A 22,712-nucleotide genomic window follows, 5' to 3' on the forward strand; every position below is an offset into this window, starting at 1 on the left:
GGAGCGGTGGTCGTCGTCGCCGAACTCGCCCGCCGGCTCTGGCGCTACCTGTGGCCCTCGCCCACCGGCCGCCGCAACCGGGTGTTCCTGCGGGACCGGCTCATCGCGCTGCCCCTGCTCATCGTGGTGGCGTTCGGCACGCTCGGGTGGGCGTACATGGACGTACGGGACGACTCGGCGTATCTGCGGGACCGGCTGGCGCCCGCGCTGGTGGGCCTCGCGAACGCCAAGGCGTCGCTGTTCATCGCGCAGGGCGAGGCCGAGCAGAACCTCGCCGAGGCGGGAGCGGCCGAACTCGGCGGCCTCAGCGAGCGATACCGCACGCGGGTGGCGCGGGCGACGCAGAGCCTCAACCAGGTCACCCGCAGCGGAGCCCTGACCGTGGCCGAGGAGCAGGAGCTGCGTGTGGTGTCCGCGCTGGTCGTCGACTACACGGGGTGGATCGGCCGCGCCCAGGGCCACGCGAACGACGCCGTGCTGCGGGACGCCGAGCTGACCTACGCGCGCAGCATGCTCTGTTCGGAGCCGGTCGCCGCCGCGGACCGCCAGGACCGCTACCCGCCGTGTCCTGCGGCGACCGGCTCGGGCGCGACCTCGATCGTGGACCGCGTCACGGGGCTGGAGCGGGAGTTGCACGAACGGCTCGCGGAACGCGCCGCCTGGGGCGGGGGCGTGCTCACCGCGGCCGTGGTCTCCGGTCTCGCTCTGGTGCTGCTCGCCGTCGGGCTGTGGCGCACCGTGGTGTTCCTGCGCCGCCGCTTCCGTATCCGGCTCAGCGTTCCGCTGGCGGCGGCCGCCCTGCCGCTGCTCGCCGTGCCGCTCCTGGCGGCCGACGCGCTGCTCGCGCAGAACGCCCAGGCGCGGTCCGCTCCGCTGGCCGACGCGCTCGCCGAGCGGACCTCCACGGAGACGGAGACGATCGCCGAGGAGCGCCCCTTCGACGGCCCCGACCCACAAGCCATCGAGGTACTGGAGACCCGGATCGACGAGACGCTGTCCGACGGCCGGCTCCCCTTCCTCGACGGAGTCGCGCCCTTCGTCCTGCCCGTCGGTCTGCTCGCCGCCGGTCTCGTCGGCGGCGCCCTGCACGCGTACCGCCGCGAGTATCTCGTGGTCGCCCGTCCGGGAGCCGTCTCATGACCCGCCCACCGGCCGCCCTGCACGGCATGCGGCTCCTGCGGGGGCTGCGTGTCGTGATGGCCGGATGTCTGCTGGCCCTGGTTCCCGGCTGCTCCTCGGACGCCCCCGACCCGCTCGTCGTGCTCGGCCCGTGGACCGGCAAGGAGGGCGAGGCCTTCGAGGCCGCGCTCCAGCGGCTCGACGACGGGACCGGCAGGACCTACACCTACGAGGGCACCCGCTCCCTGCGCGAAACCCTCGTCTCGCAGCTCGAGGCGGACACCCCGCCGGACGTGGCGGTCCTGAACAGCATCGGCGAACTCACCGAGTACGCCCGCCGCGACAAGCTAAAGCCGCTCGCCTCGCCGACCCTCGAACGCGCCTTCTCCCCGTGGTCGCCGGAGATCCTGGTGGACGGCAGCAGCCGCACCTACTGGGTGCCGCTGAAGGTCGACCTGAAGAGCCTGGTGTGGAGCAAGAAGGGCACGCCGAGCGACGATCCGACGTGGTGCGTGGGGCTCGCCTCGCAGGCCACCTCGGGCTGGCCCGGTACGGACTGGATCGAGGACATCATGCTCCACCAGGCGGGTCCCGGCCGCTACGAGCAATGGGCCACGAGCAGGCTCAGCTGGCGCGACCCTGACGTCGTACGGGCGTGGACGACCTGGGCGGAACTCCTCGACGGCCGCACCGACGACTCCGTGGAGCAGTCGCTGACCACGTCGTACGAGGGCACGTCCGGCCCGGCGGGGCCCCGCGGACTGCTGAACTCCCCCGGCTTCGACTGCTCCCACGAACACCAGAGCGCCTTCATCCGGTACGTGTACGCGGGCGACGACATCCGTGTGGAGCCGTCGGCCCGGTTCCTGCGCGGGCGGGCCGAGAACCGCGACACCTTCGAGGTCGCCGGGGACATGGCCGCCGTCTTCAGCGACGACCCCGACGCCCAGGAACTGGTCGAGCGGCTGTCGAGCCCGGCCGGGCGGGCGCGGTGGCGGGCCGAGGCGGACCCGGCGGTGCGTCCGCTGTTCCCGGACACGAAGGGGCTGCCTCCCACGGAGTCGGCGAACACCGTCGAGCAGGAGATCGACCACCTGCTCAACTCGACGGCCCAGGCCCTGTGTTTCGACGCCTCCGACGTGATGCCGCCGGAGCTGCGGGACGCCTTCCACCGGGCGGTCCTGGAGTTCTTCCGCGACCCCGCGAGGAAACATCTCGACTCGCTGCTGCGGCAGTTGGAGACCATACGGGTCCAGGTGGACGAGGACGCGGACGACGCCCGCTCGTTCCGGCCGCCCGAGCACATCTGCGCCGGCCCCGGCGGCTGAATCCCGTGAACCCGGGGCACGCCCTCGGCCGGCTCCCGGTGCGGAGGAGCCGGCCGAGGGGACCCGGTGCGGGCCCTTCAGGTTCTCAGGAGGCGGGGCACTCCTTCCATGCCAGGTGGTAGATGGTGCTGAGTTCACCGTCCGTCGAGTCCATGGTCATGAAACTGGTGCTGCTGGGAGCCGACGTGCCCGCGTTGACGCGGATCTCGGTGTTGATGTTGAAGTTCCGCTGGACACCGCAGGGCGCCCAGACCAGTTGGGCCCATTCCGTGGTGTCCGTGGCCTGCCAGTTGTCGACGAGCGGGCCTCTGAAGGGGTGCGTGATGGAGGCCGTGTTCGACGAGCCCTGGAAGTAGTACGAGGCCTTCTCGGTGCTGGTCGCCCCCGCCTTGAGCGAGGCGAAGCCTCGGTAGTCCGCGCTGGCGATGGCGTACGTGAAGCCGCCCGGCACGGCGACGACCAGGTTGAGCTGGCAGTTCTTGCGGAACGCGGTGGGATCGGAGTTGCCTCCCACCTGGGCGAGGTAGTCGCTGTAGGTCACCGTGAAGGCGGTGTTGTCCGGGGACACGGCGACGGCGGCGGTGCCCGCGGGACAGCCGGAGCCGTTCACGGTGGCGACGTTGATGACGATCTTGTCCGGGGGCGGGTCGACGATCGCGCTCGACGGGTCGTGCGCGGGCAGTGCGGTGGCGAAGAGAGCGGCGATCGCGCCGCTCAGAAGCAGTCCGCCGGTCATGGTGTTCCAATCCGTTGCGTCGGTGTTCCGGCGGCGGGGAACGTGCCCCGCCGCGAAATGGGGGGTGCGGCCCCCATGTGCAGGGGGCCTTCGCGGACCAGGTGCTTGGGATCAGACGATCGGGCAGGGAGCGCAGGAACGGCAGAGCGCACGGATAGTCATGCACATGTCACTCAATCAACTACATGTGCATCACGCGGAGGCGCGCTCGGACCCGACCCTGTGAAGGTTCAATGAAGGCGCTGTGAAGGCCGGGAGCGATCGCATCGTACGAAGCCCGACCGTGCCGGGCCAGGGCGAACTCCAGCCATTTGTGCACCGGCCGACGGCAGGTCCGCCGACGGCCGTGCGCGCGTCGGGTCCGTCAGCCCTCGTACTCCGTGAGGTCGATCGTGTACAGCCGGAGGTCGTATCCGTGGACCGGGTCCTGCACGGCACCCTCCATCTTCATGCCGAGCTTCTCCAGCACGTTCGCGGAGGCGCTGTCGCCCGGCCGGGGCGCGGCGACGACCCGGTCGATGCCACGGTCCTGGAGGGCGAACTCGAGCGCGGCGTGGGCGGCCTCCGACGCGTACCCCTGTCCCCAGTAGACCCGTCCGAGCCGCCAGGTGATGGCGATCCGCTCCGCGATCTCGGGCGGGGAGTCGGGGACGTACAGGCCGACGGCTCCGGCGAGTTCTCCCGAGCCGAGGAGTTCGACGGCGAAGACCCCGAAACCCTCGTCGTCCCACTCCTCCTCCCACGCCTCGATCTGCTCCGCGGTCTCCTCAAGGGACCGCGGCAGGCCGTCGCCGATCCACTGCATCACCGTGGGGTCGGCGTGGATCTCTGACAGGGGCAGGAGGTCGTCGTCCTGCCAGCGGCGCAGCAGCAGGCGGGGGGTACGGATGTCGTTCATGCCCCCATCCTGTCGATACGCGGGCGTGAGTGCGAAATCCGCGAGCTCGCTCGCGCCCCCACCGGACGGCCGCGCCGCCCGCGCGACCGCCCACAGCGTGCACCGCTGCCATGCCGAACGCGGCACGCCGGGCACCGCTGACACGCGGGCGCGGCTGACACGCCGGGCGCGGCACGCCGGGCGCGGCTGAGACGCCGGGCACCGCTGACACGCCGGGCGCCGCGCGAGCCCGGCGGGACACCGCGGTTGCCCGCGCGAACCGGGCCGCGGAACCGGCGGGCGGGACGCACCGCCGCAGTCCGGGTGAGCCCGGCGGCTGGGCCGGTAAGAAACCGGCGCGAGACCGGCGTTCGACCGGCGCCTGCCGGGCCGACCCGGCCGCGGGGCCGAAGGACCTCACTGCCCAGGTGCGCCCGGTTGTGGGACGACAGGGCCCAGCACACCGCCACCGCTCAGGCACCGCCGGCTGCGGGACTCGCCGAAGGCCGCCACCGCCCAAGGCGCCCCCGGCCGTGGACCCGGCAGCAGACCGTCACCGTCCAGGGCGCCCCGGCCGCGGGACCCGCGGAAGGCCGCCACCCCTCGGGCACCCCCGGCCGCGAGACCCGCGGCACACCGCCACCGCCCAAGGCAACCCTGCCCCAGGACCGGCAGGGCTAGCGCGTGAGCCAGACGATCAGCGCGATGACGAGCGCGGCCAGCAGCAGCGCTGCCGGGAGGGCTCGCTTCAGGACGGCGCCGCGGGCCACGCTCATCAGGTTCAGGGGCTGCACCGCTGCCGGGGCGGGCGGCGGGGACGTGGGGCGGACCCCGTTCGACACCGGGGTCGCGGGAGCTGCCGCCGGGGCCTCCTGGGCGGCTCCGGCCGCGGAGGCGTCCGCCGCCGTGGACCCCGGGGCGGCAGCGGCCGGTACCGCGGCCTCCGCGCCGGGGGCCGGGCCGGTGTCCGCCCCCACCGCGGCCGGTCCTGGCGCAGCCGCAGCCGCAGCAGGCGCCGGAGCCGACTGCGTCGGTGGTTCGCCGGTGCCGGCCGTAGCCCGGCGCCGGTCCGCCGCCAGCTGTTCCTCCAGGTTGTCGACGAACTGGGTCAGCAGCCGCCCGCTGATCTCCTCGATCATCCCCTTGCCGAACTGCGCGACCCGGCCCGTGATCGTGAGGCGGGTGTCGACCGTGACGCGCGTTCCGGAGTCGTCCGGGACGAGCCGGGCGGTGACCCGGGCGTCGGCGTTGCCCTGCCCCCGGGTGTCGCGGCCCCGCGCGTGCAGCAGCGCCGTACGCCCCGGCTCGTCCTTCTCCTCGAAGGAGACGACCCCCTTGTACTGGACGGTCATGGGTCCGACCTTGACCTTCACGACCCCGTTGTACGCGTCGCCGTCCACGCCGGTGAGCTGGGCGCCCGGCATGCAGGGAGCGATCCGCTCCACGTCGGTCAGCAGGGCCCAGGCCTCGTCGGGCGGCAGGTTCACTCGGAACTCATTGGTGAAGTCCATGACGGACACACGATGGGCGCAGCCCGCCGGACCGTCAACGCGCTCTTCAGCCTTTGCTTAAGACGCCCGACGGACAACCGCGACGAACTGCCGTGGTGGACGTCAGCTCCAGATCGTGACGTGGACCGGTGGACGGAACTCGTTCATGGGAACCCCGTTGGACCGCGTCAGCACCGCCTGCGTCGCGGCCGGTGTCGTCACGAAGCGCCACAGCGCGGCGGCCGTCGTCGAGCGGCGTTCGCCGGTGAGCGCGCTCGCGTACAGCATGCCGCCCAGCCGGGCGCCGGTGACATCGAGCCTGATCAGCGACCCGCGCCGCAGGTCGTCGCGTACGACGTGCAGGAAGGCCACGGACAGCCCGGCCCCGGCGGCCACCGCGTTGAGCGAGGCCGTGACGCTGGGGAAGGCCTTCGCGCCGGTCGCCTCGACGCCGATGTGGGCGAGGAACGCCCCGGACAGTGTGTCCGGGTCGAGTCCGGCCGGGCCCAGCAGCCATGGTTCGTGGGCCAGTTGGGCGGGGCCCAGCCGCTGCCGGTGTTTCAGCGGATGGTCCGGCGCGGCGACGACGGCCAGCTGGAAGCGCAGGAACGGTATCGACTCGACGGCCGGTGCCGGGCGCGGCGCCGGACCGATGGTGACATCGGCGCGGCGGTCGCGGAGCAGGTCGCCGAAGACCGCCACCGGCACGGCGAGGGTCTCCACGTCGAGGTCGGGCTGCCTGCGCCCGAAGGCTGTGAGCAGTGCGGGGAGTACCTGTTCCACACCGGCCTCGGTGGACGCCACCCGCAGATGGGCGGTGCCGGAACTCGCCTGGCGGACCCGGTGCCGGGTCTCCTCGGCGAGACCGACGATCTCGGCGGCGCCCGCGGCCAGCCTGCTGCCGCCCGGGGTGAGGCTGATCCCGCCGGCGGCCCGGATGAAGAGCACGTCACCCAGTTCGCGGCGGAGCACGGCGACCGCTCCGGAGACGGCGGCCTCGGTGACTCCGAGCGACTGAGCCGCGCCTTTCACGGAACCCAGTCGGGCCACTGTGACGAATGCGCGCAGCTGAGTCAGCGTCATGTTCGCCATTACAGCGGCTGTTCGGCCGGTAGGACCCGTTCCGTTACCGGCCGACTTAAGCATTCGCTTGAGTCGCCGTTGACCGGCCCGTACGACCGCGCGATTGTTCCCCCGGACCGGCCGCCGGACCGCCGGATCGCCGGGCACCGGCCCGGTCCTCGAGGGAGGGAGCGTGCCGTGCAGGTACCCGCTTCGTTCGACTACCGGCGTGCGACGAGCGTGGCCGAGGCGCTGGAGCTGCTGCGGCGCTACGGCGAGGAGGCCAGGGTCGTGGCCGGCGGACACAGCCTGCTGCCCATGATGAAGCTGCGCCTCGCCGGACCCGAACTGCTCGTCGACATCAACGACCTGCACGAACTCGATCACATCGAGCAGGTCGGGAACGAGCTGCGCATCGGCGCGCTGACCCGGCACCGCACCCTCCTGGAGTCGCCGCTGGTCGGCCGGTGCTTCCCCATCGTCCACGACGCGGAGAAGGTGATCGCCGATCCGCCGGTCCGCAACCGGGGCACGATCGGCGGCTCCCTGTGCCAGGCGGACCCGTCGGAGGACCTGTCCGCGGTGTGCGGGGCGCTGCACGCGCGGGTCGTGATCCGCGGGGAGGGCGGCGAACGGGTCGTGCCCATGGCCGACTTCCACCAGGGCCCGTACGAGACCGCGGTGGGCGTCGGCGAGATGCTGGTCCAGGTGCGGATCCCGGTCCTGCCGGGGGCGGGCAGCGCGTACGAGAAGGTCGAGCGCAAGTCCGGCGACTGGGCCGTCGCCGCCGCCGGGGTCGCCCTGACCCTGCGCGAGGGGCGGATCGCCGACGCGGGCGTGGGTCTTGCGGCGGTGGGCGCGGGCGCGCTGAACCTCGACGCGGTCCAGGAACTGCTGAACGGCGGCGAACCGTCCGAGGCACTGTACGAGGAGGCGGCCCGGCTGGCCTCCGCGAACTGTTCGCCGGTCACCGACGGCCGGGGCAGCGCCGAGTACAAACGGCATCTGGCCGGCGAACTCACCAGGCGGGCCCTGCGGCGGTCCGTCGCAAGGGCACGGACCGCCCAGGGCACCACAGGGGAGGCGTGAGACGTATGCGGATCACCGTCAACGTCAACGGTGAGGACCGGACCCGGGAGGTCGAACCCCGCCATCTGCTCGTGCGCTTCCTCCGCGACGACCTGGAGCTGACGGGCACGCACTGGGGCTGCGACACCAGCAACTGCGGCACCTGTGTGGTGCTGATGGACGGCGAGCCCGTGAAGAGCTGCACGGTCCTCGCGGTGATGGCGGCCGGTCATGAGATCCGTACGGTCGAGGACCTGGCGGACGGCGACCGGCTCGACCCCGTGCAGCAGGGGTTCATCGAACAGCACGGTCTGCAGTGCGGGTTCTGCACGCCGGGCATGATGCTGACCGGCCGGGCGCTCCTGGACCGCAATCCGGACCCGTCCGACCAGGAGATCCGTGAGGCCATCTCCGGCCAGCTGTGCCGGTGCACGGGCTATCTGAACATCGTCAGGTCCATCCGGTGGGCGGCCGAGGAACAGGCCGCCGCCACCGCCCCGGAAGCCACGACCCCGGCAACAGCAACAACAACGGGGAGCCAGACATGACCGCCGTCGACGAACCCCCGGTGACACCGCAGGAGCAGGCACAGGGACAGGCGCCCGAACGGCCCATCGGCTTCGGCCGGATGAAGCGCAAGGAGGACCCCCGCTTCGTCCGTGGCAAGGGCCGCTATGTCGACGACATCCAACTGCCCGGCATGCTGCACGGCGCGGTCCTGCGCAGCCCGTTCGCACACGCCCGCATCCTCTCCGTGGACACGTCCGCCGCCGAGGCGCACCCCAAGGTCACAGCGGTGATCACCGGCGAGACCCTGGCCGGTCTGGGGCTCGCCTGGATGCCGACCCTGTCGATGGACACGCAGGCCGTGCTCGCCACCGACAAGGTCCGTTTCCAGGGCCAGGAGGTCGCGTTCGTCGTCGCCGAGGACCACTACGCGGCGCGCGACGCGATCGAGCTGATCGACGTCGAGTACGAGCCGCTGGACCCGGTCGTCAACGCCCGGCACGCCCTCGCCGCCGAGGCTCCCGTGATCCGGGACGATCTGGAGGGCCGTACGGACAACCACGTCTTCGACTGGGAGGCGGGCGACAGCGCGGCCACCGAGGAGGTGTTCGCACGGGCCGACGTCGTCGTGGAGCAGAACATGCTCTATCCGCGGGTCCATCCCGCCCCGCTGGAGACCTGCGGCGCGGTCGCCTCGATGGACCCGGTGGACGGCAAGCTCACCCTCTACTCGACCACCCAGGCCCCGCACGCCCACCGCACGCTCTACGCGATGGTCGCGGGCATCCCCGAGCACAAGATCCGGGTCGTGGCCCCCGACATCGGCGGCGGTTTCGGCAACAAGGTCGGCATCTATCCGGGGTACGTCTGCGCGATCGTCGGATCGATCGTCACCGGGCGGCCGGTGAAGTGGATGGAGGACCGCTCCGAGAATCTGATGAGCACGTCCTTCGCCCGCGACTACCACATGGCCGGCGAGATCGCGGCAACGCGGGAGGGGAAGATCCTGGGTGTCCGGGTCAAGGTCCTCGCCGACCACGGCGCCTTCAACTCCACGGCGCAGCCCACCAAGTACCCGGCAGGTTTCTTCCACATCTTCACCGGCTCGTACGACATCGAGGCCGCGCACTGCCAGGTCACGGGGGTCTACACCAACAAGGCTCCCGGCGGTGTCGCGTACGCCTGCTCGTTCCGGGTCACCGAGGCGGTCTATCTCATCGAGCGCCTGGTGGACTGTCTGGCCGACGAACTGGGCGCCGATCCGGCCGAGTTGAGGATGCGGAATCTGCTGCGGCCGGAGCAGTTCCCGTACGAGAACAAGACCGGCTGGACGTACGACTCCGGTGACTACCCCGCCTGTCTGCGCAAGGCCATGGATCTCGCGGGGTACGAGGAGCTGCGCAAGGAGCAGAGCGAGAAGCGGGCCCGGGGCGAACTCATGGGCGTCGGGCTGTCGTTCTTCACCGAGACGGTCGGCGCCGGGCCCCGCAAGCACATGGACATCCTCGGTCTCGGCATGGCGGACGGCTGCGAGCTGCGCGTCCATCCGACGGGCAAGGCGGTCGTCCGGCTGAGCGTGCAGACGCAAGGGCAGGGCCACGAGACGACGTTCGCGCAGATCGTCGCGGAGGAACTGGGCATCCCGCCCGAGGACATCGACGTCGTGCACGGCGACACCGACCAGACGCCCTTCGGACTCGGCACCTACGGCAGCCGCTCCACGCCGGTGTCGGGCGCCGCGGCGGCCGTGGTGGCGCGCAAGGTGCGGGACAAGGCGCGGATCATCGCGGGCGCGATGCTGGAGGTCTCCCCGGACGATCTCTCCTGGACGAAGGGCCGTTGGTCGGTCAAGGGCGATCCCGCGATGACGAGGACCATCCAGGAGATCGCGCTCGCGGCGCACGGTTCGCTGGAGCTGCCGGACGGTGTGGAAGGCCATCTGGAGGCGACGACCGTCTACAACCCGCCCAACATGACGTACCCGTTCGGCGCGTACGTCTGCGTCGTCGACGTCGATCCCGGTACGGGCTCGGTGAAGGTGCGGCGGTTCGTGGCGGTCGACGACTGCGGGACCCGTATCAACCCGATGATCATCGAGGGACAGGTGCACGGCGGTCTCGCCGACGGCATCGGCATGGCGCTGATGGAGATCATCGGTTTCGACGAGGACGGCAACTGTCTCTCCGGGTCCTTCATGGACTATCTGCTGCCGACCGCGCTGGAGGTGCCCGCCTGGGAGCTGGACCACACCGTCACGCCGTCCCCGCACCATCCGTTCGGGGCGAAGGGCATCGGCGAGTCCGCGACCGTCGGTTCACCGCCGGCCGTCGTCAACGCCGTCCTCGACGCCATCGGCGTACGCCATGCCGATATGCCGCTGACGCCGAGCCGGGTGTGGCAGGCGCTGCAGGGCGGCGAGGTGGAGGCACCGCAATGAGTCGCGTCGTCCCCGTCCTGCCCGTCCCGCCCGTCGTACCGCCGCGGGCCGGGCCGCTCGAAGCGCGCATGGCCGAACTGACGGGCCGGCGGGTGCCGTTCGTGAAGGCCACCGTCGTACGTGCCCGCCGTCCGGCGAGCGCGCGCCCCGGTGACACCGCGCTGGTCCTCGCCGACGGCAGGATCGAGGGTTTCGTCGGCGGGGTCTGCGCGGAGGCCACGGTACGGGTCCAGGCCCTGCGGACCCTGCGTGACGGCGAGTCCCTGCTGCTGCGCATCTCGCCGGAGGAGACGGCCGACGGCACCGGGGAACCGGTCGTCGAGGAGGGCGCGGTCAGCGTCTGCAACCCGTGTCTGTCCGGCGGTGAACTGGAGATCTTCCTCGAACCGCTGCGGCCCGCGCCCCGCGTGCTGGTGCTCGGCGAGTCCCCCATCGCGCGGACCCTGCTCGACTTCGGCCCGGCGCTCGGTTACGCGATCTCCTCGGTGTCCGGTGCCGACGCGCTCCGCACCCCGGGCGCCGAGACGCTGACCGGGACCCAGGCCGTGGTGATCGCCTCGCACGGCCGCGACGAGGAACGGGCCCTGCTGTCGGCGGTACGGGCCGGGGTGCCGTACGTGGGTCTGGTCGCCAGTCCCCGGCGCGGGGCGGCGGTGCTGGCCGGGCTCGCCCACGAGCTGGACGAGGAGCAGCGGGCCCGCGTCCGGACTCCGGCGGGCCTGTGGATCGGAGCCCGTACGCCGGGCGAGATCGCGCTGTCGATCCTGGCGGAGGTGGTCCAGGCGGTCCGCTCGCCGACGGCTGAGGCGGCAGTGACGGAAGGGACGACAGCGGCGGCAGAGGTGGCAGAGGCCACGGTGGCCGGCCCGGTGACGGTGACGGCCACCGACCCGGTCTGCGGGATGGAGGTCGCGGGGTCGGCGGCCACCACCCCGTACTCGGACGCGGGCGGCGCGGGCAGGCAGTGGTTCTGCTGCCCCTCCTGCCGGGAGGCGTACGAGAAGGACCCCGTCCGTCACACGCGGGCGCGGGCGGCGGCGGACACGGAGGCCGGGGCTCCGTGAGCGAGTACGTCGAGCGCGCTCTCCCGGGGGTCGGGAGTCTTCGCGCCGCGCTGGACGCCCTGGGCTATCTCGCCGACGACGGCCTGGTCACCGCCCTCTTCCTGGCACTGCGCCTGCCCCAGCCGCTGCTGCTTGAGGGAGAGGCGGGCGTCGGCAAGACCGAGGCGGCCAAGTCGGTGGCCGCGATCCTGGGCAGCCCGCTGATCCGGCTGCAGTGCTACGACGGCCTGGACACGGCGGAGGCGCTGTACGAGTGGAACCATCCCCGCCAGTTGCTCGGTATCCGGCTCGCCGAGGCGCGGCACGAACAGATCGGCGAGGACGACCTGTTCAGCGAGGCGTATCTGCTGCGGCGGCCGGTGCTCGCCGCGCTCAGCCATCCCGGGCCCGCGCCCGCCGTCCTGCTCATCGACGAGATCGACCGCGCCGACGACGACTTCGAGGCGTTCCTGCTGGAGGTGCTCTCCGAGGCCGCCGTCACCATTCCCGAGCTGGGGACCGTGCGGGCCGCGGTGCCGCCCGTCGTGCTGCTCACGTCCAACCGCACGCGTGACCTCCACGACGCGCTGAAACGCCGGTGCCTGTACCACTGGATCGACTATCCGGAGACCGAGCGGCTCATCGAGATCGTGCGCCGACGGGTGCCCGGCACGTCACGCGAGCTGGCGGTCGCGGTGGCGGCGGCCGTGGGGCGGCTGCGGGCGCTGGAGCTGCAGAAGGCGCCGGGCATCGCCGAGACCATCGACTGGATCTCCGCGCTGAAGCTGCTCGGTGTGGACGTCCTGGACGCGCCGACCGCCGGTAGCACCCTCGGCTCGCTGCTCAAGTACCGGGAGGACCAGGAGTCGGTGCGCGAGCGCGGTCTGGACTGGCTGGTCGCGGGCCGCCGGTCGTGACGGCGGTGGAAATTCCGCTCTTCGACCGGGCCGAGTTCGGCGTCCGGCTGGGCGCGGAACTGCGCCGCGCCGGGGTGGCGGTGACGCCGGAGCGGTCGGTGCGGTTCCTGGATGCCTTGCGTCTGCTGCCGCCGGTGGACCGGGCGGCCCTGTACTGGGCGGCGCGGCTGGCCTTCGTGACGGGGCGCGAGCAGATCGGTCCGTTCGACCGGGTCTTCGACACCGTCTTCGGGGGTCTGCCGCGTTCGGTGTCGCTGTCCGTGCGCCAGGACCGCGGGCGGCCCGTGCCGGGGGCGGGCGTCGGGCCCGATCCCGTGGGCGGGCGGGCTCCGGTGCCGCCCGGGGCCGGTCCTGACGCCGTCGCCGCGCCGCTGCCGGGCGGCGCCCTCGACGCGGTGCCGGACCGCGCCCGGAGACCGGGCCGGGACCGGCGGACCGAGGCGCTGCCCTCCGTGGGCAGCGCGGCCGAGGTTCTCGGACACAAGGACTTCGCCGCTCTCGACGCCGGTGAACTGGCCGAGGTGGAACGGCTGCTCGCCCTGTTGGTGCTGCGGACGCCGTTGCGCCGCGGTCGCCGCCAGGAGACCGGCGGACGGGGGCGCCGCATCGATCTGCGCCGCACCCTGCGCGCCGGACAGCGCACGGGCGGCGAGGTGCTGTCACTGGCTCGCAGCCGCGACCGGCTCAGGCGGCGACGGCTGGTGCTGCTGTGCGACGTCTCCCGCTCGATGGAGCCGTACACACGCGCCTACTTGCGGCTCTTTCCGCGCGCCGCGGCCGGGGGCGCGGCGGAGGCGTTCGTCTTCGCGACCCGGCTCACACGGCTCACTCCGGTACTGCGGCACACCGGTCCCTCCGGTGTGGACGCGGCGCTGCGCCGGGTGGGCGGCGCGGCCTCCGACTGGTCGGGCGGCACCCGGATCGGCCATGCGCTGGCGGAGTTCAACAACCGGTACGGCCGCCGGGGCATGGCGCGCGGAGCGGTGGTGGTGGTCTTCTCCGACGGGTGGGAGGGCGAGGATCCCGGTGCGGTCGGGCGCGAGATGTCCCGTCTCGCGCGGCTCGCCCATCGGATCGTGTGGGTCAACCCGCGCAGGGCGGCGCCCGGTTACGCGCCGCGCACCGGCGGGATGGCCGCCGCCCTCCCCCACTGCGACGCGTTCGTGAGCGGGCACAGCCTCATGGCACTCACCGAGGTGATCGAGGCGATCGCGGACGACGGCAACCGGCGGGTCCGCCGGCGGTGAGCCGTGCCGCCGATGTCCCGGCGGCTCGGGGCTCTCCGGTTCTGTCAGGCCTCCCCGCATCGCCCGGTTCAGGGTTTGCGTGCGACGCCGCCCAGCGCGATCACGTCGGCGGCGCGCTCCTCGCCATGGTCGGGGCGCCAGTCGTCGATGGGGACCACACCGGGGGCGAGCAGCTCCAACCCCTCGAAGAATCCGGCCAGTTGCTGCGGGCTGCGCAGGTGGTACGGTGCCGCGCCGCTCTCGTTGTAGAGGCGGGTGGCCTCGGCGTTGCCCTTGTTGGTGTCCACGCTGTCGTTGAACGCGAAGTAGCTGCCGGAGGGGAGCGCCGCCATCAGCGTGCCGACGATACGGCGTGCTTCGTCGTAGTCGGCGATGTGTCCGCTGACCTGCATCAGCGTCAGCGCGACCGGCCGTGTGAGATCCAGGGTCCTCGACGCTTCCCGCAGGACGGTCGCGGGGTCGTGCAGGTCGGCGTCGACGTAGTCCGTCGCGCCTTCCGGTGTGCTGGTCAGCAGCACCCGGGCGTGGGCGAGGACCAGGGGGTCGTTGTCCACGTAGACGACGCGTGCCTCGGGGGCCACCCGCTGGGCGATCTCGTGGGTGTTGTCGACGGTCGGCAGTCCGGTGCCGATGTCGAGGAACTGCCGGATTCCCGCCTCGCCCGCCAGATGACGCACGGCCCGGCCGAGGAAGGCACGTGAGCCGCGGGCGAGGTCGGTGATGCCTCCGAAGACCTGGCGGAACGCGTCGCCCGCCGCGTGGTCGACGGGGTAGTTGTCCTTGCCGCCGAGCCAGTAGTTCCAGATCCGGGCCGAGTGCGGCACCGTGGAGTCGATCTTCGCCAACGCCGCTTCGTCGGGAGCGGACGGGTCCTGGGTCACCGGCAACCTCCTTGAGGACAAGCTTCGTTGGTCGTGGAGTATGTCAGTGCTCCGGGCCCGGCGCCCCTGTCCCGTACGGCAGGTCGCCGATCGGCAGGTGTCCCTCGATCAGTGCCAGGCCGAGCGGGGTCAGGGTGTGCCGCGCGATGTCGGCGCCCCGGTGCGTGGCGATCAGTCCGGTGCTCCGCAGGACGGCGGTGTGCTCGCCCGCCGACACGGGTGACATGCCGAGCCGCCGCGCGATGTCCGCGCCCGTCGTTCCGCCGGACAGGGCGATCTCCTCCAGCACGGACGCCCGGGTTCGTCCCAGGAGCCGGGCCAGCGCCGACCGGCCCGGCCGTTCGGGTCCCGTGAGCAGGTGCAGGCCGCGGTTGGCCGGATAGACGAGGACCGGTGTCAGCTCCTCGTCGAGCAGGGTGATGGGCCTTCGCCAGCAGAAGTACGAGGGAACCAGCCGCAGTCCCCTGCCCCGGAGTCGCAGCTCCTGGTGGAGGGGGTAGTCCACCGTCAGCACCGGGGCCTCCCAGCGGACCAGGGGGCCGAGACCGCCGAGGAGTCTCTCGGCTCCGCCGTCCAGGAAGTCGCGGGCGCGCAGGCTTCGTTCGGCCTCGGTCACCGCGCGGATGCGGTCCCAGCGGCGGGCGAGCACACGGTCGTGGTAGCGGTTCAGGGCGCTGCCGAGCCGGTCCATCGTCTCGGTGTCGCCCTCCGCCATCAGCCGCGTCCAGGACGGTGTCCTGCGCCGGACGGCGAACTGGGCGAGGTCGGCACGCAGCCGCCTGCGGCCGGTACTGACCACGGCGTCCACGGCGGAGCGCACGTCGGGGGCACCGGCGGGGGTGAGGAAGTCGGGCGAGTACCCGCGGGGTGGCGCCAGCGCGAGCAGCATGCGCGTCGAGGAGTCGACGCGGGTCAGCGTCTCGGACCGCCAGGGGCCGAAGACCACGTGGTCGGGCGGGCCTCCCAGGGCGTGGAGGCTCAGCAGGATCTCCCAGGCCGGGTCCGGGTCCTGGGCGATACGGATCCGGCTGAGATCCGCCGTGGAGAAATGTATGTGGAGCACGGATGATCCCCCCGAGTCACGGAGCTCCGGACGCAGGAGCAGGATCTCACGGCCGCCGCGGCGGCCCGGGGCTCCGGTCGCGCACGGTCCGATCACGAACTCAATGAACGTAATGATCAAGCCATGGGTTTTCGCCGCGCCGCTCCTTAGCATCGGCCCCGCCGCGCAACGGTGCGCCGCCGAGGAGAGGGAGAGCACGTCATGGACAGGACGAGGCCGCGTACGTCGGAGATCCAGGGCGGGTCCGGTTTCCTGCGGCGCCGCCGGGCGGCGGTCGCCGCGGGCATCGCGGGAATCCTCCTCGGCACCCTCTCCGGGCCGGCCTCCGCGACGACGGCCACGACCGCGACCGCTCCGGCGGCCGTGGAGTGTCCGGCGAACCTCGCCGGCAAGGCCACCTGCTACACCGGCCGGGACGCCGACGGCGCCTACTACGCGATGGCCGTCCCGAAGAACTGGAACAGATCCCTCGTCGTGCACGCGCACGGCGGCCCCGACCTCGGCGCGGAGTCCGACCCGGAGCGCAGCACGGGTGACCTGGAGCGCTGGTCGGTGATGGTGGACGAGGGCTACGCGTGGGCCGGCTCGTCGTACCGTCGCGGTGGGTACGGGACCCGGATGGCCGCCGCCGACACGGAGAAGGTGCGCCGGCTGTTCGTCGAGGAGTTCGGCACACCGAAGCGGACGTACGTGCACGGCCAGTCCTGGGGCGGCGATGTCGCCGCGAAGGTCGTGGAGACCTACGGCGCCGGGAAGCACGGCCCCTACGACGGGGCGCTGCTGACCAACGGAGTCCTCGGCGGCGGGTCGCGCGGGTACGACTACCGGGTGGATCTGCGCGTGGTCTACCAGTACTACTGCCAGAACCATCCCCGTCCCACCGAGGCCCAGTACCCGTTGTGGGAGGGGTTGCGGGAGGGCTCGACCATGACGTCCGCCGGGCTCGGCGCGCGACTGCAGGAGTGCACGGGCTTCGAGTCCGCGCCGCAGGACCGGACCGCTGCGCAGCAGCGCAATCTGGACGACATCCTCGGTGTCACGGGAGTGCCCGAGCGCACGCTGGAGTCGCATCTGCGGTTCGCCACGTTCACCTTCCGCGACATCGTGCACAACCGGCTCGGCGGCCGCAATCCGTTCAGCAACCAGGGTGTGCGCTACTCCGGGTCCCACAACGACAAGGCGCTCAACGCGGGCGTCGAGCGCTTCTCCGCCGACCCCACCGCCGTGCGCGACCTCTCGTACGACAGTGACCTGACGGGCAAGGTCGACATCCCGGTGCTCACGCTCCACGCGATCGACGACCCGACGGCGTTCGTCGAGCACGAGTCGGCGTACCGGGACAGCCTCCGGGGCGCGGGCCGGGACCGGTACCTCGTGCAGACGTTCTCGCGGGAGAGCGAGCACAGCGGGCTGAGCGACTCCGAGTACGCCACCTCGATCTCCGCGCTGGACTCCTGGGTGCGCACGGGCAGGAAGCCGACGCCGAAGTCGGTCGCCGCGTCCTGCCCCGCCTTCGACGCCGACCACGGCACCGGCTGCTTCTACGACCCGGGCTTCCGGCCCGGTTCGTACGCCTCGAAGGTCAACGCCCGTCCGGGCGGCCTGCGTTGGCCGGCCATGACGTCCGGCCAGGAGAAGGCCTGGAGCCGGATCGACGGTGTGGGCATCGCTCCCTGAGCAACCCGCCCGCCGCGTACGCCCTGTGCGTCCGCCCGCCACGGCCCCCGGTCAGCTGTGATCGCCCTCCGGATCCACATGGGGCATGATCCGGTCGAGCCATCCGGGGGTCCACCAGGCGTGACGGCCGAGCAGGGTCATGACCGCGGGGACGAGGAGCAGGCGTACGACCGTGGCGTCGATCAGGACGCTCACCGCGAGGCCGAGTCCGAGCATCTTGACGACGATGTTGTCGCTGACGATGAACGCGGCGAAGACGCTCACCATGATCAGGGCCGCGCAGGTGATGACCCGGGCGGTGATCTCCAGGGCGTGGGCGACGCTCGCCTTCGCGTCACCGGTGTGCAGCCAGGCCTCGTGCACCCGGGACAGCAGGAAGATCTCGTAGTCCATGCTGAGGCCGAAGATGATGGCGAACATCATCATCGGTACGTAACTCTCGATGGGCACCTTTCCGTCCACGCCGAGGGCGGGGCCGCCCCAGCCCCACTGGAACACGGCGACGACCACGCCGTACGAGGCCGCGATCGACAGGACGTTGAGGACCGCGGCCTTGAGGGCGACCAGCAGGCCGCGGAAGACCATCAGGATGATCAGGAAGGCCAGGGCGACGACCACCGCGATGATCAGCGGGAGGCGTTCCGCGACGATGTCACGGAAGTCGACCTGGGCTGCCGTGGTACCGGTGACATAGCCCTTGGCGTCGGTTCCCGAGACGGCCTGGGGCAGGGTCCGGTCGACCAGACGGTTGGTCAGGTCGGTCGTGTCGGCGCTCTGCGGGGCCTGTTTCGAGTAGACGGTGGCGACCAGCACGTCTCCGTCCTGGGTGGCGGTGAGCGGGGTGGTCGTGGCGGCACCCGGCACATCGGTGAGTGACTTCTGCACCTGTGTCTTGAGCGACGACCGCTGGTCGGAGGGCACACCCGTCTGGTCCACGACGACGGTCAGCGGGCCGTTGGAGCCGGGCCCGAAGGCCTGCGCCATGATGTCGTAGGCCCGCCGGTCCGTGAACGACTTCGGGTCCGCGCCGTCCCCGATGTGACCCAGTTGGATCGAGAGCAGCGGAATGGCGAGGACGAGCACGGTGACGGTACCGCCCGCCAGGAACCACCAGGGCCGCCGTTGTACGCGCCGGGCGTAGCGGTGCCAGGTGCCGTGGGCGGGGGCTCCCGGTTCCGCGTCCGTCTCCGCGACGGGGCGCCGCACCCGGTAGCGGTCGATGCGGTGACCGATGAGGCCCAGGAGGGCGGGTACGAGCGTCAGCGCGCCGACGACGGCCGAGACGACCGTCACGGCCGCGGCGACGCCCAGTTTCCCGATGAAGGCGACGCCGGAGACCGACAGTCCGCCCAGGGCGACGATGACCGTGCAGCCGGAGACGAGTACCGCCCGGCCGCTCGTGGCGGTGGCCCGTCCCGCCGCCCGCACCGGATCGTCGCCGTCCATGAGGTTCTGCCGGTGCCGGGTGATGAGGAAGAGCGCGTAGTCGATGCCGACGCCGAGCCCGATCATGGTGGCCAGCGTCGGTGACACCGTGGCGAAGGTGAAGGCCGCGGCCAGCAGTCCCAGGCAGGCCAGCCCGCCGAGGGCACTGATCAGGGCCGTCAGCAGCGGGATGCCCGCCGCGAGGACACTGCCGAAGCCGACGAGCAGGACCACGATCGCCACAGCGAATCCGATCAGCTCGCTGACCCGGTCGTCGGGGGCGGGTCTGGCGAGTTCGCCGAGCGGTCCGCCGTACTCGACGTCGACTCCCGCGGCTCGCAGGGGTTCGACCGAGGTGTCCACGCCGTCGAGGTACGAGTCGCCGAGCGTGGACGGCTGTACGTCGAAGCGGACGGTGATGTATCCGGTCTTGCCGTCGCCGGAGAGCGGGCCCACGTTCTGCTGCGGGGACTGTCCCGACGACGGCTGGGACGACGGGGCTGAGGACGGCTGGGAGGACGGGGCGGAGGACTGCTGGGAGGACTGCTGGCTGGACTGCTGGGAGTTCTGGGCCGTCAGCGGGTTCTGCACGGCCAGGACGTGCGGCAGTTTCTGCAGGTCGGTGACCGTCTGCCCCAGCTGCGAACTCACCGAGGTCAGCGGTTGCTTGCCGTCGCGCAGCACGATCTGGCTGCTGTAGCCGCCCGCCGCCGGATCGTGCTGTCTCAGGACGTCCTGGCCCTGCTGCGACTGGACGCCGGAGAGGGAGAAGTCGTCCGAGTACTCCCCGCCGAACGACCGGTTCAGGACCTGCACGGCCGCGAGGACGACCAGCCAGGCCACGATGACGATCACGAAATGCCGGGCACACCACTCCCCCAGCCTGCGCAGCCTCCCCGCTGCGTCCCGCCCCCCTCCTGAGCTGGACTCCGTCGATGACATACGCACTCCTACGACGTCATGTGTCGGACTCGTCCATTGAACAACGTCTCGATCACGTCGTCCTGCGGAAGCCTCGCGTGGAAACTCTGCGCGGAAACTCCGCTCGGACGACGGCCCGCTGTTCGCAGTGTTTTGAATTCGCCGCACACCTCATTCGGTGCGGATAGAGTCGCCTCATGAAAAGAGCAGACGTCGTCGAATCCGCCGAATCCGTACCCCGCGTGGCGCTCAAGAAGACAACCCCCGATGTGTCCGCGGCAATGGGCGCGCTGCACGGCGCGGCCGTTTCGGCGGCGCGGGACGCGAAGGTCGAGCCGGAACTGCTGGAGCTGGTGCGGATTCGCGCGTCGCAGATCAACGGCTGTGCGTTCTGTATCGACATGCACGCGACAGACGCCCGTGCGCGGGGCGAGAGCGAGCAGCGGGTGTACGCGCTCAACGCCTGGCGGGAGACGCCCTTCTTCAGCGACCGGGAGCGTGCCGCGCTGGCGTTGGCCGAGGCGGTGACGCTGGTGCACGACGGCCAGGTCCCTGACGCGGTCTACGCGCGGGCCGCCGAGGTCTTCGACGAGGCGCAGACCGCGGCACTGATCTGGGCGGCCACCGTCATCAACGCGTACAACCGCATCGCGATCGCCACGCGGATGGTTCCGGGCGGTTATCAGCCGAAGCCGGCCCAGTAGGAATTCCGGCAGCCCTCGAAGGATTCACTGATCGGTATATGGCTTTGCGCGCCGGGCCGAATTCGATCGGTCCGGCGCGCGCCTTTTTCTGGTGAATTCCCCGGCCACCCGGCCACCCGGCCGGCCAATCGGCCGACCAGCCAGTGGGTCGACCGGTCAGTCAGCCGGTAGGGGTTCCATACGGCCGTCCAGCCATTCCTGCCATTCCTTCGCGCGGGGAGCCGGGCCCGCTTCCATGGGCCGTCCCTCCCAGCCGGCCACCGGACGGATTCCGTGCAGGGCGTTCACCAGCCACACCTCGCGGCCGGCCAGCTGGTCCAGGTTCCGTTCGCGGTGGGCCAGCTCGATCCCGCTGCGCAGGGCGTGCTCCTGGACGAGGCCCGTGGTGATGCCGGCCAGGATCGGCAGCTGCGGCGGGGGCAGGCACAGGACGTCGTCCTCCCACCACAGGACGCTGGAGGTGGCCGCCTCCAGCACCAGGCCGGACGGGGCGATCAGCACCGCCTCCTGCGCGCCCTGTCCGGACGCCCGCTGCCGCACCCGGGCCAGGACGTCCAGGTCCGGTCCCTTGCGGCGCGGCACGGTACGCGGGTCGGGCTGGCCCGCCGCCCACACCCGCACCTCCGGGGCGAGGGGCGGGGCGTGCCTCAGGAGCAGTCTCAGCTGGAGGGAGCCGGCCACCAGCTCGACGCGCGGGAACCAGGATCCCGTGCGGGGCAGCGCTGCCGTCATGTCCCGCCAGAACTCGGTCAGTTGGTGGAGAGATGGCCCTCCGCAGTCGCCGCAGGCCCGCAGGAACCGCTCCCGGTGCCGGTCGAGGCCGCGCACCTGTCCGTCCCTGAGCAGCCAGGAGTCCGCGACCAGCAGCTGTGTGTCGGCCGCGAGACCCGCGATCAGCCCGTGGCCGGGCACCCACGCCAACAGTCCTTCTGCGGTTGCCGGTTGTGTCATCAAAGAATCTCTCCTCTCAGTACATCCGTCAGTACGTCCGCCGACGCGTCCGGATTCATCCCGGGCTCGTCCGCATGATCAGTACTTCCGGCCGGCACTCGCCGGTGAGCCGTGTCTGGGGCCGTAAGGAGCATGCTCCAGCCAGGTCCCGCACCACGGCAGTAACGGGGGCGAGAGCCGCCGCCGTCCGCTGTTTCGCCCGTACGATCCGGCTCCGCGGCCGAAGGTGGGCGAGGGCCGCCCCGGCCGCCTCGCTGTTGAACAGGGCCGCCGTGCGCCGGGCCGCCGCGAACCGCGCGACCGCCTCCCTCGTGCCGTCGGCCACGGCCTGCGCTGCCGCCGCCGCGTCCGCGATGCCGCTGTTCATGCCGCGGGCGCCGAACGGCGGGAAGAGGTGGGCGGCCTCGCCGACGAGCAGCACCCGGTGCCCCGGATCGGTGAAGTCCGCCGCCACCTTGCGCAGGAAACGGTAGGTCGACACCCACAGGATCCGTTCGGCGTACCCCTCCCCCACGACCGCGGGCAGCCACTCCCGTACCGCCTGCTCGGTGCCCCAGGACTCCTGGCGGTCGTCGTCCCGGCACTGCAGATCGAGCTGGAACCCGCCGGTGAACGGGACCCGCATGACACTGCGGCCGCCGACGCCCGGGTGCTCGTAGTGGAAGATGCGTTCCAGCGGGAGTTCGGCCCCGGGGATGTCGGCGACGTCCACCACGACGTGGAACCCGGCCGAGCTGGTGCCCTCCATCCGGATGCCCAGCTCCTGCCGGACGGCCGAGCGGGCGCCGTCCGCGGCGACGACGTGGCCCGCCGTCCAGCCGCGGCCGTCCTCGCAGCTCACCACGGCTGAGCTGGCGGTGACCCTGACGGCCGCCACGCGCGCGTCCCACACGAACTCCACCCCGGCCGCCTCGCAGGCGGCGAGCAGCAGCCGTTCGGTGTCCACCTGGCGCAGGCTGGTGAAGGGGGGCGGGAAGGAGGGCGGCGGGAACGTCCGCGCGTACACCTCGCGGCCCCGGTACAGGGTGCGCCGGGTCTGCCAGGTCCGTCCGTACTCGGCGACGCGGGCGGCGAGGCCCGGCCGCATGTCGTCGAGCAGCCGCAGTGTCTCCTTGTGCACGAACAGGGCCCGGCTGCCGGGCCGGGTGCGTCCTCGCGGCTCCGCTTCGAGGACGGTGACCGGCAGTCCGCGGGCGCGCAGGCCGAGCGCGGCCGACATTCCCACGGGGCCGGCGCCGACCACGACGACGGGGTCCATG

The 22,712-nt window shown here is 72.0% G+C and carries 19 protein-coding genes and 1 pseudogene; 11 read left to right on the forward strand and 9 right to left on the reverse strand.

Annotation, left to right across the window (positions count from 1 at the left end):
* Positions 1-6 precede the first annotated feature (6 nt).
* Positions 7-1,140 (forward strand): hypothetical protein, encoded by a 1,134-nt coding sequence (locus ACZ60E_RS11220; RefSeq protein WP_469439601.1) that lies wholly within the window; start codon positions 7-9, stop codon positions 1,138-1,140.
* Positions 1,137-2,447, forward strand: a complete 1,311-nt coding sequence (locus tag ACZ60E_RS11225; RefSeq protein WP_469439602.1) for an alpha-glucoside ABC transporter substrate-binding protein — start codon at positions 1,137-1,139, stop codon at positions 2,445-2,447. Before ACZ60E_RS11220 ends, ACZ60E_RS11225 begins: the two co-directional genes overlap by 4 nt.
* Positions 2,448-2,532: 85 nt before the next feature.
* On the opposite strand, the gene ACZ60E_RS11230 is transcribed toward ACZ60E_RS11225, so the two are convergent.
* Positions 2,533-3,183: a DUF4360 domain-containing protein gene (locus ACZ60E_RS11230; protein ID WP_384808246.1), complete on the reverse strand. Its 651-nt coding sequence runs from the start codon at positions 3,181-3,183 to the stop codon at positions 2,533-2,535.
* Positions 3,184-3,547: 364 nt separating this feature from the next.
* Complete coding sequence (locus ACZ60E_RS11235) at positions 3,548-4,081, reverse strand: GNAT family N-acetyltransferase (protein ID WP_469439605.1); 534 nt, start codon at positions 4,079-4,081, stop codon at positions 3,548-3,550.
* A gap of 417 nt (positions 4,082-4,498) precedes the next feature.
* Here ACZ60E_RS11235 and ACZ60E_RS11240 point away from each other — a divergent pair, with 417 nt between their 5' ends.
* Positions 4,499-4,741, forward strand: coding sequence for a hypothetical protein (locus tag ACZ60E_RS11240; protein ID WP_469439607.1), 243 nt, complete (start codon positions 4,499-4,501; stop codon positions 4,739-4,741).
* On the opposite strand, the gene ACZ60E_RS11245 is transcribed toward ACZ60E_RS11240, so the two are convergent.
* Together ACZ60E_RS11245 and ACZ60E_RS11250 are read right to left on the reverse strand one after the other, a co-directional pair.
* Complete coding sequence (locus tag ACZ60E_RS11245) at positions 4,738-5,571, reverse strand: SRPBCC family protein (RefSeq protein WP_469439609.1); 834 nt, start codon at positions 5,569-5,571, stop codon at positions 4,738-4,740. The two genes, ACZ60E_RS11240 and ACZ60E_RS11245, sit on opposite strands and share 4 nt — an antisense overlap.
* 102 nt (positions 5,572-5,673) lie before the next feature.
* Entirely contained in the window at positions 5,674-6,633 is a 960-nt protein-coding gene (locus ACZ60E_RS11250; protein WP_469439611.1) for a LysR family transcriptional regulator, read from the reverse strand.
* A gap of 177 nt (positions 6,634-6,810) precedes the next feature.
* On the opposite strand from ACZ60E_RS11250, the gene ACZ60E_RS11255 reads away from it, so the two are divergent.
* Genes ACZ60E_RS11255 through ACZ60E_RS11280 form a run of 6 tightly spaced genes read left to right on the forward strand, consistent with a single transcriptional unit; the run spans position 6,811 to position 13,831 of the window.
* Entirely contained in the window at positions 6,811-7,701 is an 891-nt protein-coding gene (locus tag ACZ60E_RS11255; protein WP_469439612.1) for an FAD binding domain-containing protein, read from the forward strand.
* A gap of 5 nt (positions 7,702-7,706) precedes the next feature.
* Positions 7,707-8,228, forward strand: coding sequence for a (2Fe-2S)-binding protein (locus tag ACZ60E_RS11260; protein ID WP_469439614.1), 522 nt, complete (start codon positions 7,707-7,709; stop codon positions 8,226-8,228).
* Positions 8,225-10,624 carry an aerobic carbon-monoxide dehydrogenase large subunit gene (locus ACZ60E_RS11265; protein ID WP_469439616.1) on the forward strand — a complete coding sequence of 800 codons (2,400 nt, stop codon included), beginning with the start codon at positions 8,225-8,227 and terminating at the stop codon, positions 10,622-10,624. The genes ACZ60E_RS11260 and ACZ60E_RS11265 overlap by 4 nt, the downstream gene beginning before the upstream one ends.
* Positions 10,621-11,688: an XdhC family protein gene (locus ACZ60E_RS11270; protein ID WP_469439618.1), complete on the forward strand. Its 1,068-nt coding sequence runs from the start codon at positions 10,621-10,623 to the stop codon at positions 11,686-11,688. Before ACZ60E_RS11265 ends, ACZ60E_RS11270 begins: the two co-directional genes overlap by 4 nt.
* A complete protein-coding gene (locus ACZ60E_RS11275) occupies positions 11,685-12,584 on the forward strand; it encodes an AAA family ATPase (RefSeq protein ID WP_453790751.1) in 900 nt (299 codons plus the stop codon). The genes ACZ60E_RS11270 and ACZ60E_RS11275 overlap by 4 nt, the downstream gene beginning before the upstream one ends.
* On the forward strand, positions 12,581-13,831 hold the full coding sequence (locus ACZ60E_RS11280) for a vWA domain-containing protein (RefSeq protein WP_469439619.1): 1,251 nt from the start codon (positions 12,581-12,583) through the stop codon (positions 13,829-13,831). The genes ACZ60E_RS11275 and ACZ60E_RS11280 overlap by 4 nt, the downstream gene beginning before the upstream one ends.
* A 68-nt stretch (positions 13,832-13,899) precedes the next feature.
* Here ACZ60E_RS11280 and ACZ60E_RS11285 read toward each other — a convergent pair whose 3' ends face one another.
* Positions 13,900-14,712 carry an SAM-dependent methyltransferase gene (locus ACZ60E_RS11285; protein ID WP_469439621.1) on the reverse strand — a complete coding sequence of 271 codons (813 nt, stop codon included), beginning with the start codon at positions 14,710-14,712 and terminating at the stop codon, positions 13,900-13,902.
* A gap of 43 nt (positions 14,713-14,755) precedes the next feature.
* Positions 14,756-15,775, reverse strand: coding sequence for an ArsR/SmtB family transcription factor (locus ACZ60E_RS11290; RefSeq protein WP_469439624.1), 1,020 nt, complete (start codon positions 15,773-15,775; stop codon positions 14,756-14,758).
* A gap of 201 nt (positions 15,776-15,976) precedes the next feature.
* Between ACZ60E_RS11290 and ACZ60E_RS11295 the strand changes: the two genes are divergently transcribed.
* Positions 15,977-17,452 (forward strand): hypothetical protein, encoded by a 1,476-nt coding sequence (locus ACZ60E_RS11295; RefSeq protein WP_469439626.1) that lies wholly within the window; start codon positions 15,977-15,979, stop codon positions 17,450-17,452.
* A gap of 51 nt (positions 17,453-17,503) precedes the next feature.
* Here the strand turns inward: ACZ60E_RS11295 and ACZ60E_RS11300 are convergent, their stop codons facing one another.
* Positions 17,504-19,819, reverse strand: coding sequence for an MMPL family transporter (locus ACZ60E_RS11300; protein WP_469439628.1), 2,316 nt, complete (start codon positions 19,817-19,819; stop codon positions 17,504-17,506).
* 176 nt (positions 19,820-19,995) lie between these two features.
* On the opposite strand from ACZ60E_RS11300, the gene ACZ60E_RS11305 reads away from it, so the two are divergent.
* A complete protein-coding gene (locus tag ACZ60E_RS11305; protein WP_469439630.1) occupies positions 19,996-20,502 on the forward strand; it encodes a carboxymuconolactone decarboxylase family protein in 507 nt (168 codons plus the stop codon).
* A gap of 156 nt (positions 20,503-20,658) precedes the next feature.
* Here the strand turns inward: ACZ60E_RS11305 and ACZ60E_RS11310 are convergent, their stop codons facing one another.
* Together ACZ60E_RS11310 and ACZ60E_RS11315 are read right to left on the reverse strand one after the other, a co-directional pair.
* Positions 20,659-21,453, reverse strand: a complete 795-nt coding sequence (locus ACZ60E_RS11310; RefSeq protein WP_469439632.1) for an aminotransferase class IV — start codon at positions 21,451-21,453, stop codon at positions 20,659-20,661.
* Between the two features lie 78 nt (positions 21,454-21,531).
* Positions 21,532-22,711: pseudogene (locus ACZ60E_RS11315) on the reverse strand (FAD-dependent oxidoreductase).
* Position 22,712 lies beyond the last annotated feature (1 nt).

The organism is Streptomyces sp. NPDC102514 (assembly GCF_055584525.1).